Raw genomic sequence first — 16,081 nt, 5'->3', positions numbered from 1 at the left:
TTTGGCATACGTTATCAAGTAACGTGATAGAAACCGACAGCCGGTGGCCGGGCGGTGACTCGCGCGACGACTTCGCGAATCAGCAACCCTTTTCCGGTCCCGAATCGGCCACATTACCTATGCACGCCATCACGAACAGTGGGTGGGTGGAGGTCATCACCGGGAGCATGTTCTCCGGAAAGACGGAGGAGATGCTCCGTCGCCTCCGACGCGCCGAAATCGCGGGCCAGGAGGTCGCCGTCTTCACGCCGGCGCTCGACGACCGCTACGGCGAGGACAGCGTCGGCTCGCACGAGGGCCGCTCCTGGGAGGCCATCGCCATCGAGTCCGAGGGCGAGGCGGTCTGGGAGCTGCTCGACCACCTCAACGGCGAACAGGTCGTCGCCATCGACGAGGCGAACTTCTTCGACTCGACCCTGGTCGAGGTCTGTGAGTACCTGGCCGACGACGGCCGCCGCGTCGTCGTCTCAGGGCTCGACCAGACGTACCGGGGTGAACCGTTCGACCCGGTCCCCCAGCTGATGGCGCTGGCCGAGTACGTCGAGAAGTTCCAGGCCATCTGTGCGAAGTGCGGTGAACCGGCCACGCGGAACCAGCGGCTCGTCGACGGCGAACCGGCCCACAAAGACGACCCGACCATCCTCGTCGGGGCCGAGGAGTCCTACGAGGCGCGCTGTCGGAACTGTCACGTCCTCCGGAGCGATTAGATGACGCAGTGGACCGAGAACCCGGAAGGCGGTCGCGACCGCGGGCCCGTCGCCCTCGCGAGGGCGTGGGTGGAGGTACTGGTGCGGCCGGGCCGCTTCTTCGAGACCGGCGTCGCCCCCGGTGACCAGGCTCCCGGACTGGTGTTCGCCATGGTCGTCGTCCTCTTCGAGGAGGCGATCCGGTTCGCGCTCGTCCCGGACGCTTACCCCGTCGTTGCGGAGAGCGAGGCGCTGTCGGCGGTTCTCTGGATAGCGGTCGCCGTGTTGCTGGTCACGCCCGCGGCGCTCCACCTCATCGCGGCACTGCAGACCCTGGTGCTCATCCCGCTCGCGAACGAGCGCGCCGGGGTGAGCGAGACGGTCCAGATAATCGGGTACGCCAGCGCACCCTGCCTGTTCGCGGGGGTTCCGGACCCGCGACTGCGGGCGATACTGGGGCTGTGGGCGGCCACGCTGCTCGTCTTCGGGCTGATGATCGTCCACGACCTGCACTGGAAGCGTGCCGCCCTCGCGGGCGCGATTCCAGCCAGCCTCGCGTTCGGGCTCGGCTTCCGGGCCTTCCACGCCATCGGCGTGTTGCTGCGCCAGTGGTACATTATCTGAGGCCGGTCGAGCCGTGGCCCGTCCCGCCCCGCCCCGGCCCGCCCCACCTCGTCCCGCCTACCGGGGCTCGTGGGTGACGCGGTACCCGTCGGCCGTCTCCGTCACACCGGCGACCTCGTAGAACCGGATGGTCTTCTCCTGTTTCGTCACGACCGGGAAGTCGTAGTGTTCGGCCTCGTAGCCGGGTTCGTCGCCGTCGGCACGTCGCGCTTCGACGAATTCGCGATGGGCGTCGAGCCGCCGGTCGACGACGGTCTCCGACCGTTCGGGCAGGTCGCCGAGGCGGTTCTCGAACGCCCCTGCCACACCCGGGTCGAGTTCGTAGCCGATGGAGTCACGACCCGACAGCATCGCGGCGAGGGTCGTCGTCCCGGTCCCCCAGAACGGGTCCAGGACGGTATCGCCGTAGATGGAGTACATGTTCACCAGCCGGTAGGGAATCGCGAGCGGGAAGGCCGCAGAGCGGCTTCGAATCGCGTCGTCGACGTGGCGGGTCTGGACCGTGCCCGCGATGTCGGTCCAGACGTCCGAGAACCACTCGTTGCGCTCCTCCCAGAAGTACGCGCTCTCGTAGCGGCGCTCGCTGCCGGGTTCGAACTGGCGGGTCCCGTCGCCCTTGCGGAACACGAGGACGTACTCGTGTTCGAGGGTGACGTAGGCGTTGGTCGGGAGCATCCCCGACCCCATGAACTTGCTCGCCTTGTTCGTCGGCTTGCGCCAGAGCACGTCCGGCAGCGGCCGGAACCCGCGGTCGGTCATGTGCTCGAGGATGCGGGCGTGGTTCGGGAACTGCGAGAAGTGGCCGTCGATGCTGCGGGTGGCGTCACCGACGTTGATGCAGACGATGCCGCCGGGGCGGACCACCCGGTCGAGTTCGTCCCAGACGGCCGCGAGTTCGTCGTGCATGAGGTCGAACGCCCGGTCGCCGTCACCGGCGGCCAGTGCCTCGCCGATCGTGGGGTTCAGGTCCGCGAAGGCCTCGTCCCACAGCTCTATCATCGGGTAGGGTGGTGACGTGACCACGAGGTCGACCGCCGCGTCGTCGACGGCAGTCATCTCACGGGCGTCACCGACGGCGCAGACGTGTTGGCTCTCCATCGCGTGGGTCACCTCGCGGTTACACCGTCCGGGACGTAAAGGTGTGCATCCGGAGACGGCAGGCGGGCGGTGGGTTCGGGCGAACAGTGAGAGGGCGGTGATATGCTAACCGGACACTCGCACCCATCACGTAAGCGAAAAAGCAGGAAAACTATCACTTACCCAATATGCTTATCTTCTCTGCAGGCGTATGTGAGGGTGATAGGATTATGACAATACCGCTGTTCATCGGGGGGATCGGTGGCCCCGAACTCATCGTCGTATTCCTGCTCGTGATTCTCCTCTTCGGGGCGGACAAACTCCCGAAGCTGGCGCGTGCGAGCGGTGAAGCGATGGGTGAGTTCCAGAAGGGTCGAGAGGAGATCGAGCAAGAGCTCGAAGAGAGTAGAAACAAGGCTATGGGGGCGGACAAGAAAACCGAGTCGGAGGTCGAAACCGACGACCTCGAGACCGAGACGGAGACCGACTCCGACGCATCCCCGGCCTGAACGGGTAGACACACTTTTATCGACGAGCGTTACCGGCGGCGATGACCGCACAAAGGTATAACAGGGCACACGTCCACCTACTGGTATCTCATGCCATCGGACGACAGCGAGCGCCCGTCCATCCTCATCGTCGACGACGAGGAGAAGCTCGCGAACATGTACACCCTGTGGCTTCGCGCGGACTACGACGTCGAGACGGTGTACGACGGCGAACCGGTCCTGCCGAAGCTGGACGACGTGGACGTGGTGTTGCTCGACCGCCGGATGCCCGGGTACTCGGGCGAGGACGTACTGGAGCGAATCCGCGACCGCGACACCGACACGAGCATCATCCTCATCACCGCGGTCGACCCGGACTTCGACATCCTCGAACTCCCGTTCGACGACTACCTGTGTAAACCGGTCCAGCACACGGACCTCATCTCTGCAATCGAACAGCAACTCACCGCGCGGGCGAACAGCGACGACCTCCAGGAGTACATCCAGTTCGCGACCAAGCAGCGGTTGCTGGAGTTCGAACACGGCCCCCACGTCCTGGAGTCGAACACCGAGTACGTCGAGCTTCGACGACGGGTCGACGAACTCGAAGACCAGCTTCGCCAGGACCTCGACGCGTTCGACGAGGTGCTCGAGACGTACAAGAACATCAACCGAAAACCGGGGCGGACTCACCGCTGAGTCAGCCCTCTCGCGACTTTTCCTGCTGTCAGGCCCAGCTCGGGTCGTCCGTCTGGACGACCCGGTCGCTCAACGGCGAGAACAGCGGCAGCTGCCGGGCGTACTCGTTCAGCTCGACGGTCTCGTCGTCCGGCCCCCAGTCGACGAGTTCGGCCTTCGACAGCGTCGGCAGATGTACCCATCGAAGCTGGGTGTACGTGTCGTGTAACCCCCACAGGTGTGATTCGCGCGTTTCGGTGTGCTTGGCGACGTGCTCGGCCAGTTCGTCGACTGTCGTCGGTTCCCCCGTCTGCTGGAGATAGGACAGCACTCGCCGGCGAGCCGGTGAGTCGAGCGCCCGCTCGATCTCGGCCCACTCTTCGGCGAGTCCCCCCACGTTCTGCCCGTCCAAAGAAGGCATGCCCACAGTTTTTCGGTCTACAGGCATTCACACCCTGCTTTGTATGTACGGGTGCCCAAGTGCTACATGGTAACTCCTCACATGGGTGGGTGATGGGGGCGATTCGACCGACGGCACCCGCACAGGGAGTCACTCCACGAGTTCGAAGCCGTCGACCCGGCGGTCCCCGTCACGGAAGTGTTCGAGGTAGTACCGGACGCCGGGCTGATGTGCCGCGCCGACGACGAGCCGGACCTCGGTCGCCTCCTCGTTGTGGTAGACCGCGTAGTCGGCCATGCGTTCGTTCCGGGCGTGGGTGACCAGTTCGAGTTCGGGGTCGTGCCGACGCAACCACTCGCGCTCGAGGGGTTGCGGGAGGAACGTGGTCTCGTAGTAGCGCTGGAGGGCGTCGAGTCTGGTCGGGTCGGCCGCGGCCTGTCGGTTCTTCCGGAACGCCTCGAACCCGACCCCGGTCCCGAAATCCTCGTGGCTCAGGAGGAAGTCCGACGCCACGTCGCCGAGTGCCGATGCGACGTTCTCGCCGTAGTGCTCGCTGTGGTCGTGGATGAGTTCGAACGTGGCCGCCCTGAACCGCGACGCCAGCGAATCGATCTCCTCGCGGACGCCGTCGAACGACGTGGGCGCACGGTCGCCGACGTGTGCATCGCGGTCCGGGACCTGTGAGTCGAGGCCGCGCTCGGCCGACTGCGCCATCGCCCAGCGGTAGTCGTCCATCTCGCAGACCCCGAGGTCGGCGAAGTAGAGCTGGCGGATGCCCTGCTCGCAGTAGACGACTGCGCCGTCGTCGAGCGCCGCAGAGATGTGCTCGCGCAGGTAGGCACGCTCCGCGTCGGTCCCGGCGTGGGTGATACCGTGGACGAAGAAGTCGTGGCCACCGACCGTGACGCAGGTCCCGGGGAGACCCGTCGACGCCGCTTGGGCGGCCAGTTCACGTCTTCGGAGACCGTTCCACTCCGTCTTCGCCGTGAAGTACGCCTCGTGCTCGTCGGTCGCCCCGGTGAGCCGAACCAGGTCCGAGAGGTTCTCACAGGCACGTATCGCGGCCAGTCGCTCGCGGTCGCGCTCGGAGAGCGATCCGCGGCCGCTGTCGTCCGGGACCCGGGCCATCAGCGACACTAGCGGGCTGTGGCTATTAACCGTGTGGGTGTGTGGCACGGGTGGTGCGACGGTGGTATCCGACCGCCGCTGCCGGGCGTTTCTTGACCCCACCGGTCGTAGCCGAGCTGGAAGATGTCCGTCGGGTCCCCCTCGAAGTTGAGCGAACCGGTCGTCCTGTCCCACGTGAAGCGGTCGCTGTTCCCCGAGGGCGAGGCGAGCGACTCCTACGCCGTCGTGGACACGCAGTTCACGATGGAGTCCTGGCGCGAGGACGAACCGGTCGATGCCGCGACCCGCGACGCGCTCTCCCCGTTCAACCACGTCAGGGTCGGTTCGGGCTACCCCGACCTCGTCGGCGTCGGCCCGCTCGACGACTCCCTCGTGACGGGAGCCACGGGGGAGAGCGAGACACCCCTCGTGGCGGTCGAGGCGAAGGGCTACCGCGGTGACGGTCACGTCGACGTCGAACGCGGCGTCGTCCAGGCCCACGACCGGCTGACCGACGCGAACGTGGCCTACCTCGCCGCCCCCACCGGTGCCATCACGACCGGGACCCAGATGCTCGCACGCGACCTGAACGTCGGCGTCCTCGGTGTCAGTCCGGACGGGGCCGTCACACCCCTCGAAGTCCCACACGTCGTCGGCGCACAGTCGACGAGTGCGACGACCGCGTTGCGCTTCCAGGCGACGGCCCAGGGCGTCGCCGACCAGTCCTTCAGCCTGAACCACCCGAAGAACTACCTCGCGTACCCGCTGGCGGTGTATCTCCAGGACCCGACCGACGACCTCCTCGCGACGCACGTCGTGGGAGCGACCGACGGGGCCCGGAAGGGCGCTGCGTTCCTCGGGCTGGTGAAGGAGACGGCAGGCAACCCGGACCCGGAGTTGACCCCACTTGGCGCGGAGGTCGTCCGGTTCGCGAAACGGGAGTACGGCGATGTGCGGGACGCACTCGAATCGTTCGCCGAGTACAAGCGCTCGCAAAAGCGGTTCATCGACGTGGCCCCGAAGTGGGGACAACTCGCCCGCCAGATCGTCTACGAGTACCCGGCGACGACCCTGCTCGTGACCGAACTCCAGGGCCTGCACGAGGCCGGGAACGTCCGACCCAGCCTCCGGGAACTCGTCGAGGACGTGTACGAGCGTCACCCCTCGTTCGCGGTCGAACTCTTCGTGAGCAGCCGCGACGAAGCCCGGAGCCGGGTGCTCCACGACGACGGGACGGTTGACAGGGCGACACTCGCCGACGGGTCGGTGTACCAGTCGGGGACGACCTTCCAGCTGAAGGCGATGCTGTACCACGCCGGTATCGTCACCGAGCGCGGCACGGAGCCGGGGAGCCTCGACCCCGAGACCGACGTGTGGGCGCTCGTGAACCCGCTTTGAGTTTCTCGCGGTATCTCCCGGAAAGTATATTCGTGCCAACACACACTTCCACCCATGAGTGATGCTTCGGGGCTCGCAGTCGGTGATACCGCCCCCGAATTCGTGGCCCCGCTGGTCCGCCCCGGCGGTGGCACCGAACAGACCCGACTCTCGTCCCTCCTCGACGACGCACCCGTCCTGCTGTGTTTCTACACGAACGACTTCACGCCGGACTGTACGGGTGAGTGGTGCGAGTTCCGCGATTACGAGTGGTTCGACGACGCCGAGGGGAACGTCCAGATAATCGGCGCGAGCAAGTCCCGCCCGCTCACGCACCGGACGTTCATGTCCACGTTCGGCCTCGATTTCCCCCTCATCTCCGACCCCGAACTCGACCTGGCCGAGGCCTTCGACGTGAAGTACCGGACGTTCAAGCTGTTTCCCCGGTCGAAACGCTCGTGTTTCCTCATCGACCGCGACCGGAACGTCCGCTACAAGTGGGTCGGCGACCACCCGCTGGACCCGACGATGGATACGCCGCCGGTCGACGAGGTGTACCGAGCCGTCCGAGACGAACTCGAAGACGCCGAGTTGAAGCCGCGCCCGGAGACCGAAGACGAACTGACCGGGGACGACTGGTCGTTCTGACCGGGCTGGGTCGAATCCGGGGATTGGTTAGGGAAGCTATATTTACGGGCGACGTACTTGCACACAAACAATGAGCGCCCCACCTACGGTCACCGTCGAAGTCACCCCCCGACAGGACGTGGTGTTGCGAACCATGTTCTCCGGCCTCATCGCCGGCCTGTTGCTCGTCCTCGCGCCCTTCGCCCTCTCGCTGACACCGATCGCTATCGGCACGAGTCTCGAACTCACGACCGCGGTCTCGAACCCCTGGGTGTGGCACCTGATATTCTCGGTGCTGTTCGGCGGGGTCTTCGGTGTGCTCGTCCACTCGCGCCCGCTCTGGCATTACGGCCGCGGCTTCCTCGGCCCCATCGTCGGCCTCGTCTTCGGCGTCCTCGCCTGGGGTGCGGCCTTCGCACTCATCGAACCGCTCTGGTTCGTCAGTCACGGCATCGCGACGACCGAGATATTCCCCGTCTACAGCGAGATGTCCCTGGTGACCTACGCGGTGTACGGGACCCTCGTCGGGCTGGTGTCGAACGTCGTTCCCTGAGCTCACGGTGTCACGTACTGCTGTCGTCGCCCTGCCTTCAGGTATCGCGGACGAATTCTCTCACGGGTCTCTTCTGCCTGTTGTTCTCCGCAGTCGTCGTCGCGTTGGTCGTCTCGCCACTGGTCGTTGCTGTCGCTGTCGATGTGGCCGTCGCTGTCGATGTGGCCGTCGCTGTCGATGTGGCCGTCGCTGTCGCGGTCGCAGTACTCGTCGCGGTTTCGGTAGTCGTCACGGTCTCGTTCTCGGTACTCGTCGTGGTCTCGGTACTGGTTGCTGTACTCGTGTTCGTCTCCGCAGCACTCGTCGAGACGTTGTCCGCACCCTCGACGGAGACGTCGAACGAGACGCGTTCCGTATCGGAGAGGACGGCGTAGGTCTGGTAGCCACCGAACAGGCTGAGCCCGAAGACGGTGACGAGCACGAGCGCCAGCACCGTCCGGCGGTCCAGACGCTCCGTCACGGTCCACTGCTCAGGCGGGGTAGGGTCCTGCCCGGTCGAAGTGGCTGCTTGCTCGGTCGAGATGGATTCCTGCGCAGTCGAGGTGGATTCCCGTTCTGTCGATGAGGGGCGGAGTCGTTGCCATATCGTCCAGTCCGTCGGTGCGTCGGAGTCCTGGGTCGCTCCTGCCGGTTCGAGCGGGTCCTCGAAGTCGACGGTCGCGTCGTCGGCCGTCATCTCGACTATCGGTGACGGGTCAGGGGAGCCGCGGCCGGAGTCCTCCGTGACGGCCGCCGGGTCGTCCGTCTCCTCGGCTGTCGCCGCCTGGTCGACCGATTCCGAAGCCCCCGCCGGCTGCGCCGGGATTGGGTCCGCCGAACCCTGGGTCGGCCGTCCATCGGCCGACCCGCCGAACACGTAGATGGTTCCCGAGAACAGGAGCCCGGCGACGGAGGCGACGGCGACCGTCACCGAGAGGGGCTCGAGGGTCCGGTACGCCATCCAGGCGCTGTAGGGCGTATAGACGAGGAAGAGCAGCAGACTCAACCTGGTGTCGTTCCGCGTCATGACGATGGTGTTCGACCCGGAATCCGCCTCGCTGGCGGTGGCGACCTCGCCATCAACCGATTCGGTGGTGGAGGACGGGGATTCGCCGGCCAGTTCGACTCCATCGTCACTCGGAGCCGAGTCCGAGTCTGTGGTCTGTTCGGCCAGGGTTGCGGTCTGTTCCGGGTTCTCCCCGCCCGTCCTGCCCGACGCTGCGAACGACCACACCTCGGTCACGAGGAGCAACGCGATGGGGCCCATGACCAGCACGCCGAAGCCGGTCGTCGTGTTCGCGAAGTTCACCACGTGCCCGATGTAGGGGACGACGTGCTGGACCCTGCCGACGACATCGCCAGCTGCCACCGTCCCCGCGTCGGGGTCATCGTTCGCATCGCCTTTGGTCCGGAACTCCAGTCCCTCACCTGACTCTTGCACCTCGATGATGCGGTGGGTGGTCGGCGTGCCGTTCTTCCCGAAGGTGATGATCTCCCCCTTCTCCAGTCGGTCCGGGTTGACCTCGTTCACGATGACCACGTCGCCCGGGCTCATCGTCGGCTCCATGCTGCCCGAGAGGACCACGAAACCGTGGTCCGCCCCGACCGTCTGTGGCACGCTGTAGACGACGAACGGGACGAGGAACGCGAGGACGAGCACGAACGCGAGTATCTTGGCCCCCCGGATGACGATTCCCCAGTTCATGACTGTGCCCTCCCGGCCACTGGCTTGGTTACTGTGTGCATTGTCGTGCGATGACCTCGAAATCGACCGCGTACTCCCCTGTCGGCGCGTCCGATGGAATCCGCCATTCGACCCCGATGGTCCGAAGCTGGCTGGTCCCTGCACACTCACCGAGGACGACCTCGACCGGGAGGTCGTCGACGACCACGGGCGTCTTCGCCGACTCGATAACCGCGTCGCTCCCCTCTCGGTCGGTGTCCGCGTCCGTGTCCTCCCACACGTCGAGCTCGAAGGCAGGCGTGCTGTCTCCCACGTCTCCCATGGAGATGCGAACGCTCGTCTCGACCGCATCGCTCGACTTGAGCGCGAGTGTGAGTCGTCTCGTCTCCCCCGCAGTGGCAGCGAGCGGGACCGTCAGCCGGGTCGGGTCGGCGAACGCCGTGGGAAACGCCGCGCTGTCCTGCTCGGGTACGGTGAAGCCATCGTCACGGAGACACGCGACCTCGAGGTCGAACGAGCTGGCTCCGAGCGAGTTCGACTGGAACGTCTCCTCGCCCGAGAGCAACGCGTGGGTCCCGGCACCGCCGACCAGCCCGACCACGCCCAGCCCCCCCGCGAGCCCGAGGACCTGTCTACGAGAATACCCCTCTACTGTCACCTGCAATTCACCTCTGTGTATTCAACGTGTAATTCATTGTGGGCTACCCTGCGTGTATCAGTCGCTGGTTCACATGATGAAGGCTTAACTAGCCGCCCCTTACTCCGTCGAGTGCTTCCGATTCCCCCACTCCCCCGGAATCGACAGTGTCGAGACGACAAAACCATCGTTAACATGTTATTTAGTCCGAGTACGTCGAGCATATCGTCGGAATTCACCGGCACGGCTGGAGCTGGAGCCCCACCACGAACGACGCGGAATCCGACTGGATGACGTTGCCCACGGCTTCGTCGAGAGCCCAGTTGAGCGCGAGACAGAACGAGTCCCCAGCCGCCAGACACCCGTCGCTGGCTCCCGGTGGCGTCAACACCCTGCCGGCCTCCAGCTGGTCCGCGACCGCCGCCAGCGTTCCGGCCGCGATGAGCGACTCGCCGCGCTCGCGGTCTCCGTTGCAACCGCCGATGCTCTCGACGACGACGCCGCTGTCGTACCAGAGGGCCAGATCGACGTGGCGCTGTAACTCGCCCTCGCCGGGGAGCGGGTCCGGGCTCTTCTCCTCGGCCTCGTTCTGCCCGTTCTCGTCCGTCTCGACGAGGGGCAGCGACAGGACGACCCGACTCGCCTCCCGGGCGACCGATACCTGCAGGACGAGCAGCCCCTCGTCTCCCGGCTTCACGTCGTCGAGGTCGATGAGCGGCCCGCTGGTAGCCTGCGCCTCGGTCCGGACGTCCGGGTTCTCGACGACCCTCCCGTTGTACTCCTCTCGCCAGTCCACGCGGAGGTGCCTGCCGTCTCCGTCGGTCTGTTGCGAGTTCGTGTCGGCCAGCGTACCGTCCGGCGTGAGCACTGCACCGGCCGTGAACGACACCGGGTCCAGGTCGAGCGTGTCTCGGGTGACACCCACACCGACCCCGGTGAGGACCATCCCACTCGCGCCGAGGAGTACGTTCCGACGAGTCACTGGATTTCGCATCGTCTGTCTACGCCCACTGGCGGAATCGAACCGCCGACCCGATCGCTGCGTGACCGCAACGGCAGGTGGAACCACCGTGGGGGTGAAAGGGGATTCACGGCGCTGTTCGCGTCATCAGCCTCGCCGTCAGCCGTCCGCGGGTGGTTGGCCACTGCCGTCGTTGTGGCGGCACTGCTCGGTGTAGAAGCCGATGTCGAAGCTCACGCTGTCGCCCTGTATCTCGTTCGCGTGGTCGACCGGTAGCCACCACTCGAAGCCGACGTAGGCGGTGGTCGAGTTGGGGAAGCACTCCCGGCCGGGGTCGCCCTCGATTATCAGGTCGGTCGGGACCGTGGGGTCGTAACAGACCTCGATGTGACTGATTGCCTGGTCGGTCGCGGTGTGGAACGTGACGCCGTCGAGGATGCACCCGTACTCCTCCGGTTCGGCCGGGTCGGTCCCACCCTTCTCCTCGAAGACGTAGATGTGCTCACCCCCGTTTCCGCCCTTGATGCCGACCGCCTCTACCGGGAAGTCGGTCGAGAGGGTGACGGTTCCGTCCTCGATATTCACGCTATCGACCTGTATCGTCCCACCGTTCCCCGCAGTGTAGGTCCCCGAATGCAGGGCGTCGGCTTCCACCTTCGTCCCCACGTACTCCGTGCCGGTCTCGGCGTACCCGTGAGAGACCAACATGTCATCGAGTTCCTCACAGGAGACGTTTCGGTTGCTGCCCAGATGCAGGTCCGAGTTCGTGAGCTGATAGAGCGCGTCATCCGTGCTGGTGCAGATGTCGGACCCCGCTCCACCGATACTGATGGTTCCGTCACCGCCATCAGGGGTGTAATCGAGTGGCACCCGTCCTTCCTCGAGGAGCTGCAGGACGTTGCGGAGCGTTCCAGTGAGCGGGATGAACGTCTCTCCCTCTTCGTGGAAGTTGTCACCCTCTCCACTGTCACCGGTCCCGTAGGCACCGTCCGGCCCGGTGTCGTACCAGAGCGCCGTATTGATGGCGTCGAGTAGTTCGACCGGCTCCTGGCTGGTGTCCGCCGGGTCGGTGTTCGGTTCGCCACTTTCGTCTCCTTCGTTCTCGAAGAGGTCGCGGTTCTGCGGGTCCTCCTCCCCGCTGCTGATCTCGTCCTCGTCCGCTGCTTCAGGGTCGGTGTTGCCGTTCTCGTCCGCATCGACGAGACCGCCCGTCATCCAGACCCAGCCGGGGTTTCCACAGAGGTGGATGCTGAACGTGACCTCGCCGAAGTCACCCGGCTTGATGTCGGAGATATTGACGAGCGGGTCACCGGCTGCGGTGGTCTGTGCGTTTGGCCCTTCGCCGATGGTGACCCCACCACTTACGTTCGCCCCGGTCCGGAACTGATTGCTCAGCGCCTCGTCGAGGTCGGCGTCGAGGTCGCAGAGCTGGTCGTCGGGGTCGAGCGACACCTGTCGACCATCGTACTCGTTCTCACCCGGGTTCTGGGTCAGTGTGTCCGGGAACGCCTCGATAGCCGTGTTCGCGAGGAACGCGTCCCTGTCGTCGACGTACACCATCTTGTTCGCCGCCGCCGACGGGAAACCGTATTCCAGGCGATCGTCGGTCATGCTGACGGTGACGCCCTCTAGCTCGTCGTCCGACCAGTCCGAGTAGTGCTCGGTCCAGTCGACCTTCATATCGAGCTCCCCGGCGACGAGCTGGTTCCCCTCGAACGTCTCCGTGTCGCTGAAGAATGCACTCGTCCCGAACCCTGCGCCGACCGATGCGATTCCCGTCGATCCGATTGCCGCGAGCGCTTTGCGCCGTGAGATTTCTAATCCGTTTCCTGACATGATTGTCTCTCCCCCCCCCCTTCAGGGAACGCCCACCGACGGAATCGAACCGTCGTTCGCCGACATGGGTGGAACCGCAACTGCTCAAAGCGACAGCGTCACCAGTTGCGTCGTGGTCTCAGTCTCGCCCGGGCGGGCCAGAGAGAGCTCGAGTTGGACCGTTTCACCGTTCATATCGACCGCGTTGCCACCCCCATCGCGGAACGCGTACAGCGACGCAGTCGCCGACTGGCCGTCAGCGAAGGTGGCCGGGAAGTCTGCGCCGTCGTTGAACCCGATAGCTGCACCGCCACTCGAATCGTGGGTCAGGTCGAGAAGCGACGGCAGCGACGACCCGCCATCGACATCGATTCGTCCGTCCGAAGACGACGTCCCATCTCCACTCGGATCAGTATCGACGTAGAACTCGTACCCCCACCGGCTCCCGGTGTTGCTGACGTCGTCACTGAGCAGGGACGCCGTCTGTGCGGTCGTCGAAACCCGGGCGCGACGGATCTCTATCGCACCCGGACCGGGATTCGTGATGTCGAAGAGGACACCAGCGGTGCTGTCCTGCGTCGGTCCACCAACCCGGGCGTTCTCGACCGTCAGTTCGGGCAGCATTCCGCTGCCGTCGTTGTGGCGGCACTGCTCGGTGTAGAATCCGAGGTCGAACGTGACGCTGTCTCCCTGTATCTCGTTGGCGTGGTCGACCGGCAGCCACCAGGCGAGGGCGATAAACCGGGTCGTCGAATTGGGGAAGCAGTCACGCTCCTGGGTCGAGGGGTCCGAGTCCAACGGGAGTCCATGTCCCTGGGACAGTTGCTGGAGGACCTCGCGAAGCGTGCCCTGAGTGATGAGCGCCTCCGCCGGCGCGAGAGAAATATTCTCTTCCGAGTCCGGGCCATCAACCGGTTTCCTGTGGACGACGACCTCCGGGTCGGTGAAGACGTTGTTCCCGTCGTCGTGCCAGACAGCGACCCTGACTTCGTCGAGGAGCTCGACCTCGTCGGTACTGCTGTCCCCGCTGGCGGGCCGCGACTCCGTTTCTTCTTCGTCTGGATCATCCGCCTCCGGCTCCGTAATGCCGTTTTCGGCGGCCGAAAGCAGACGCCCGGTCAACCACAGGTACCCCGGGTTATTGAACAGATGCATGCTGAACGTGACCTCACCGAAGTCTCCGGGCTTGACGTCGGTGAGATCGATCAGTGGTGCCCGGCCCTGGAGGTCGTCCGGAACGTCGGCGAACTGCTCTCGATAGAGCCGTTCGATCTGTTCTTCAGATAAGAACGGATTGTCGGTCCGGACCTGTTGTCGGGTCTTGATCGTGTCTTGAATCCCGTCCCCGTCGCTGTCCGGGTACGCCTCGATGGACGTATTCTGCATGAACTGGTTGGTGTCCCCGACCCAGACGTACAACAGTTCTGCGAGCCTCGGCGGGAAGGCGATCCAGTTGTCCGGGTCCGTGGGGTCAGGCGAAAGCCCATCGGGGTTACTGTCCGGAATCTCGGCGAGGTCCATCACTGGGTCGAACTCCATGCCGTCAGATTCATCGTCCGACCAGTCGGAGTAGTGCTCTTCCCAGTCAACTTTCAAGTCGAGTTCCCCAGCGACCAGTGCATTCCCGTCGAACGTCTCCTCGTCGCTGAAGAACGCGGACGTGCCGAGACCAGCACCGACCGAGGTGAGTCCCACCGTCCCCGTCGCAGCGAGCAACCGCCGTCTCGTGAGTTCAAACCCGTTGTTCGTCATGTCCTGAATCACTCCCCCTTCCACAGGGACGACCCACCGACGGAATCGAACCGTCGTGCATCGGGACACCGTCCCGACACAGTTGCACCAGCGTGGGCTGTATCGCGTTGCATCTCAGATGAGCGTATCCGGCTGGAAGCTTGCGCTGGAAGGCGGTCCACCACCGAGGGTGAGCACACCGTCTGCCGGTATCTTGGAGACGATATCGGCTCCGTCGGGTGAGAGGAGACCGACGAAGTTCGCCTGGTAGAGGAACCGATAGTCGTCGGTCTCGTCGGCGAGGACGTCTCTGGGAACCTCGACGACTACCGTCGAATCATCGACGAAGGTGCCGTCGAAGGGCGGTGGTAGCGGGTCGCCCTCACCGGGGATGAACGACGCGTCGAACTGGAACCCATCACTCTGGTTCCAGGTGATTCGAACGTTCGCGTCTCCGTCGTCGGTCGCGTCGAACGCGAGTGTCAAATCCCGATTCGTCCCCTGCAGCGGCGCGATCGCACGAATCTCGAACGCGATGGTTTCGTCCCCGTAGATGACTCGAATCCGTGGGCCTCGCTCGATGCCGGCGACCTCGTCGGGGGACCACATTGTCCCGGCAGTATCGGAGACCATGTCTGCCGTGAACAGCCGGTTCTGGAACCCGTCGCCACCGCCATCGTTGTGGCGGCACTGCTCGGCGTAGAAGCCGACGTCGAAACTCACGCCATCGCCCTGGATCTCGTTCGCGTGGTCGGCCGCCAGCTCCCACTCGAGGGTGATGGTGTGAGTCAGCAGGTTCCCGCTGGCGTCCAGCGAATCGAAGCAGTCACGCGAGGCGTCGGTCGAGGCAGTCCCGAACTCGAACGGCGAGTCAGGGTCGCCGTCGAGCGCCAGCCCGGGACCCTGGTCGTTGAGGATGGCAAGCATCGCGTCGAAGAGCGGCCCACTGAACGCCTCGTAGGTCTGGCCGTCCGCAGTCGTGACGGTGATGGTCGTCTCCAGCTCGCTGAGCAACTCGCCCTCGTGGTCGTTCGACTCGTCGATGCCGGCCAGATGCACGTCTTCGTCGTTGTCGCTCGCCTCCGGGTCCGAGTACCCGTTCTCCGTGTTCGAGACCATCGAGCCGGTCATCCAGAGCTGGGCCGGGTTGTTACAGAACGCGACGTCGAACTCGACCCGCCCGGAGTCGCCCGGTTTCACGTCCTGGATGTCGATGATCGGTCCCTCGACCGTCCCGTCCAGGCAGTTCGTCGAATCGGGTTCGATAGTGCCTTTCTGCTCGACGAGCGTGTCCTGCTCTTCCTGACTCGCGTCCAGGAACCCCCTGCTGTCCTGGCCATCGGCGTAGAACTCGGTCCAGGCCGCCTGCACGTCCAGTTGCCCGGCCACGAGCTGGTTGCCCTCGAACGTCTCCGTGTCGCTGAAGAACGCCGAGGTGCCGAGCCCAGCCCCTGCCGAGGCGACCCCGACCGTGCCGGTCAGTGCGAGCAACCGCCGCCGTGTGAGTTCGAAGTTTCGTCCTTGCATCGTCTGTCGTCCCCGGAGGGAAGACCCACCGGCGGAGTCGAACCGCCGAGCCGTCGCGATACCATGAAACGGGCCGTCAGCGGGGCGGACGGCACCGTCAGCGAGGGAGGCGTGTGCCGATGTGGGTCGG

Annotated in this window: 16 protein-coding genes; 7 read left to right on the top strand and 9 right to left on the bottom strand. The window is 65.2% G+C overall.

Translation table 11 applies throughout. From position 1 onward, the window contains the following. Nucleotides 1-119 precede the first annotated feature (119 nt). Both ACSC1S_RS11340 and ACSC1S_RS11335 read left to right on the top strand, forming a co-directional pair. Entirely contained in the window at nt 120-707 is a 588-nt protein-coding gene (locus ACSC1S_RS11340; protein ID WP_435364385.1) for a thymidine kinase, read from the top strand. Then, nucleotides 708-1,310 carry a YIP1 family protein gene (locus ACSC1S_RS11335; protein WP_435318971.1) on the top strand — a complete coding sequence of 201 codons (603 nt, stop codon included), beginning with the start codon at nt 708-710 and terminating at the stop codon, nt 1,308-1,310. 57 nt (nt 1,311-1,367) lie between these two features. Here the strand turns inward: ACSC1S_RS11335 and ACSC1S_RS11330 are convergent, their stop codons facing one another. Next, nucleotides 1,368-2,408 (bottom strand): DNA-methyltransferase, encoded by a 1,041-nt coding sequence (locus ACSC1S_RS11330; protein WP_435364608.1) that lies wholly within the window; start codon nt 2,406-2,408, stop codon nt 1,368-1,370. A gap of 209 nt (nt 2,409-2,617) precedes the next feature. Here ACSC1S_RS11330 and ACSC1S_RS11325 point away from each other — a divergent pair, with 209 nt between their 5' ends. Both ACSC1S_RS11325 and ACSC1S_RS11320 read left to right on the top strand, forming a co-directional pair. Next, complete coding sequence (locus tag ACSC1S_RS11325) at nt 2,618-2,896, top strand: Sec-independent protein translocase subunit TatA/TatB (protein WP_435364384.1); 279 nt, start codon at nt 2,618-2,620, stop codon at nt 2,894-2,896. Between the two features lie 90 nt (nt 2,897-2,986). Continuing rightward, on the top strand, nt 2,987-3,574 hold the full coding sequence (locus ACSC1S_RS11320) for a response regulator transcription factor (RefSeq protein ID WP_435364383.1): 588 nt from the start codon (nt 2,987-2,989) through the stop codon (nt 3,572-3,574). A gap of 28 nt (nt 3,575-3,602) precedes the next feature. On the opposite strand, the gene ACSC1S_RS11315 is transcribed toward ACSC1S_RS11320, so the two are convergent. Both ACSC1S_RS11315 and ACSC1S_RS11310 read right to left on the bottom strand, forming a co-directional pair. Then, on the bottom strand, nt 3,603-3,974 hold the full coding sequence (locus ACSC1S_RS11315) for a DUF7344 domain-containing protein (RefSeq protein ID WP_435318968.1): 372 nt from the start codon (nt 3,972-3,974) through the stop codon (nt 3,603-3,605). A 129-nt stretch (nt 3,975-4,103) separates the two neighbouring features. Further along, nucleotides 4,104-5,081, bottom strand: coding sequence for a hypothetical protein (locus ACSC1S_RS11310; RefSeq protein ID WP_435364382.1), 978 nt, complete (start codon nt 5,079-5,081; stop codon nt 4,104-4,106). A gap of 123 nt (nt 5,082-5,204) precedes the next feature. Here ACSC1S_RS11310 and ACSC1S_RS11305 point away from each other — a divergent pair, with 123 nt between their 5' ends. The 3 genes from ACSC1S_RS11305 to ACSC1S_RS11295 all read left to right on the top strand — a co-directional run bounded on the left by ACSC1S_RS11305 (nt 5,205) and on the right by ACSC1S_RS11295 (nt 7,617). Beyond that, a complete protein-coding gene (locus tag ACSC1S_RS11305) occupies nt 5,205-6,458 on the top strand; it encodes a hypothetical protein (RefSeq protein WP_435364381.1) in 1,254 nt (417 codons plus the stop codon). Nucleotides 6,459-6,512: 54 nt separating this feature from the next. Continuing rightward, nucleotides 6,513-7,085 carry a redoxin domain-containing protein gene (locus ACSC1S_RS11300; RefSeq protein ID WP_435318966.1) on the top strand — a complete coding sequence of 191 codons (573 nt, stop codon included), beginning with the start codon at nt 6,513-6,515 and terminating at the stop codon, nt 7,083-7,085. A 70-nt stretch (nt 7,086-7,155) separates the two neighbouring features. Next, nucleotides 7,156-7,617 carry a hypothetical protein gene (locus ACSC1S_RS11295; protein ID WP_435364380.1) on the top strand — a complete coding sequence of 154 codons (462 nt, stop codon included), beginning with the start codon at nt 7,156-7,158 and terminating at the stop codon, nt 7,615-7,617. A gap of 37 nt (nt 7,618-7,654) precedes the next feature. Here the strand turns inward: ACSC1S_RS11295 and ACSC1S_RS11290 are convergent, their stop codons facing one another. The 6 genes from ACSC1S_RS11290 to ACSC1S_RS11265 form a co-directional block, all read right to left on the bottom strand. Then, nucleotides 7,655-9,301, bottom strand: a complete 1,647-nt coding sequence (locus tag ACSC1S_RS11290; protein WP_435364379.1) for a signal peptidase I — start codon at nt 9,299-9,301, stop codon at nt 7,655-7,657. A 28-nt stretch (nt 9,302-9,329) separates the two neighbouring features. Continuing rightward, nucleotides 9,330-9,938 (bottom strand): hypothetical protein, encoded by a 609-nt coding sequence (locus tag ACSC1S_RS11285; RefSeq protein WP_435364378.1) that lies wholly within the window; start codon nt 9,936-9,938, stop codon nt 9,330-9,332. Between the two features lie 214 nt (nt 9,939-10,152). Next, nucleotides 10,153-10,911, bottom strand: coding sequence for a hypothetical protein (locus tag ACSC1S_RS11280; RefSeq protein WP_435364377.1), 759 nt, complete (start codon nt 10,909-10,911; stop codon nt 10,153-10,155). A 126-nt stretch (nt 10,912-11,037) separates the two neighbouring features. Further along, nucleotides 11,038-12,714, bottom strand: coding sequence for a SipW-dependent-type signal peptide-containing protein (locus ACSC1S_RS11275; RefSeq protein WP_435364376.1), 1,677 nt, complete (start codon nt 12,712-12,714; stop codon nt 11,038-11,040). An 84-nt stretch (nt 12,715-12,798) separates the two neighbouring features. Continuing rightward, complete coding sequence (locus tag ACSC1S_RS11270; protein ID WP_435364375.1) at nt 12,799-14,445, bottom strand: hypothetical protein; 1,647 nt, start codon at nt 14,443-14,445, stop codon at nt 12,799-12,801. Between the two features lie 114 nt (nt 14,446-14,559). Continuing rightward, on the bottom strand, nt 14,560-15,951 hold the full coding sequence (locus tag ACSC1S_RS11265) for a SipW-dependent-type signal peptide-containing protein (RefSeq protein ID WP_435364374.1): 1,392 nt from the start codon (nt 15,949-15,951) through the stop codon (nt 14,560-14,562). Nucleotides 15,952-16,081: the final 130 nt, after the last annotated feature.

Origin of the sequence: Haloarchaeobius pelagicus (genome assembly GCF_051207375.1) — an archaeon.
Lineage (GTDB): Archaea > Halobacteriota > Halobacteria > Halobacteriales > Natrialbaceae > Haloarchaeobius.
This window is presented reverse-complemented; position numbering and strand designations above follow the sequence as displayed.

Coding starts and splice junctions, on each gene's coding strand:
- ACSC1S_RS11300 (WP_435318966.1), top strand. CDS start 6,513: ATGAGTGATGCTTCGGGGCTCGCAGTCGGTGATACCGCCCCCGAATTC.
- ACSC1S_RS11295 (WP_435364380.1), top strand. CDS start 7,156: ATGAGCGCCCCACCTACGGTCACCGTCGAAGTCACCCCCCGACAGGAC.
- ACSC1S_RS11330 (WP_435364608.1), bottom strand. CDS start 2,408: ATGGAGAGCCAACACGTCTGCGCCGTCGGTGACGCCCGTGAGATGACT.
- ACSC1S_RS11305 (WP_435364381.1), top strand. CDS start 5,205: ATGTCCGTCGGGTCCCCCTCGAAGTTGAGCGAACCGGTCGTCCTGTCC.
- ACSC1S_RS11315 (WP_435318968.1), bottom strand. CDS start 3,974: ATGCCTTCTTTGGACGGGCAGAACGTGGGGGGACTCGCCGAAGAGTGG.
- ACSC1S_RS11290 (WP_435364379.1), bottom strand. CDS start 9,301: ATGAACTGGGGAATCGTCATCCGGGGGGCCAAGATACTCGCGTTCGTG.
- ACSC1S_RS11280 (WP_435364377.1), bottom strand. CDS start 10,911: ATGCGAAATCCAGTGACTCGTCGGAACGTACTCCTCGGCGCGAGTGGG.
- ACSC1S_RS11265 (WP_435364374.1), bottom strand. CDS start 15,951: ATGCAAGGACGAAACTTCGAACTCACACGGCGGCGGTTGCTCGCACTG.
- ACSC1S_RS11340 (WP_435364385.1), top strand. CDS start 120: ATGCACGCCATCACGAACAGTGGGTGGGTGGAGGTCATCACCGGGAGC.
- ACSC1S_RS11335 (WP_435318971.1), top strand. CDS start 708: ATGACGCAGTGGACCGAGAACCCGGAAGGCGGTCGCGACCGCGGGCCC.
- ACSC1S_RS11270 (WP_435364375.1), bottom strand. CDS start 14,445: ATGACGAACAACGGGTTTGAACTCACGAGACGGCGGTTGCTCGCTGCG.
- ACSC1S_RS11310 (WP_435364382.1), bottom strand. CDS start 5,081: ATGGCCCGGGTCCCGGACGACAGCGGCCGCGGATCGCTCTCCGAGCGC.
- ACSC1S_RS11320 (WP_435364383.1), top strand. CDS start 2,987: ATGCCATCGGACGACAGCGAGCGCCCGTCCATCCTCATCGTCGACGAC.
- ACSC1S_RS11275 (WP_435364376.1), bottom strand. CDS start 12,714: ATGTCAGGAAACGGATTAGAAATCTCACGGCGCAAAGCGCTCGCGGCA.
- ACSC1S_RS11325 (WP_435364384.1), top strand. CDS start 2,618: ATGACAATACCGCTGTTCATCGGGGGGATCGGTGGCCCCGAACTCATC.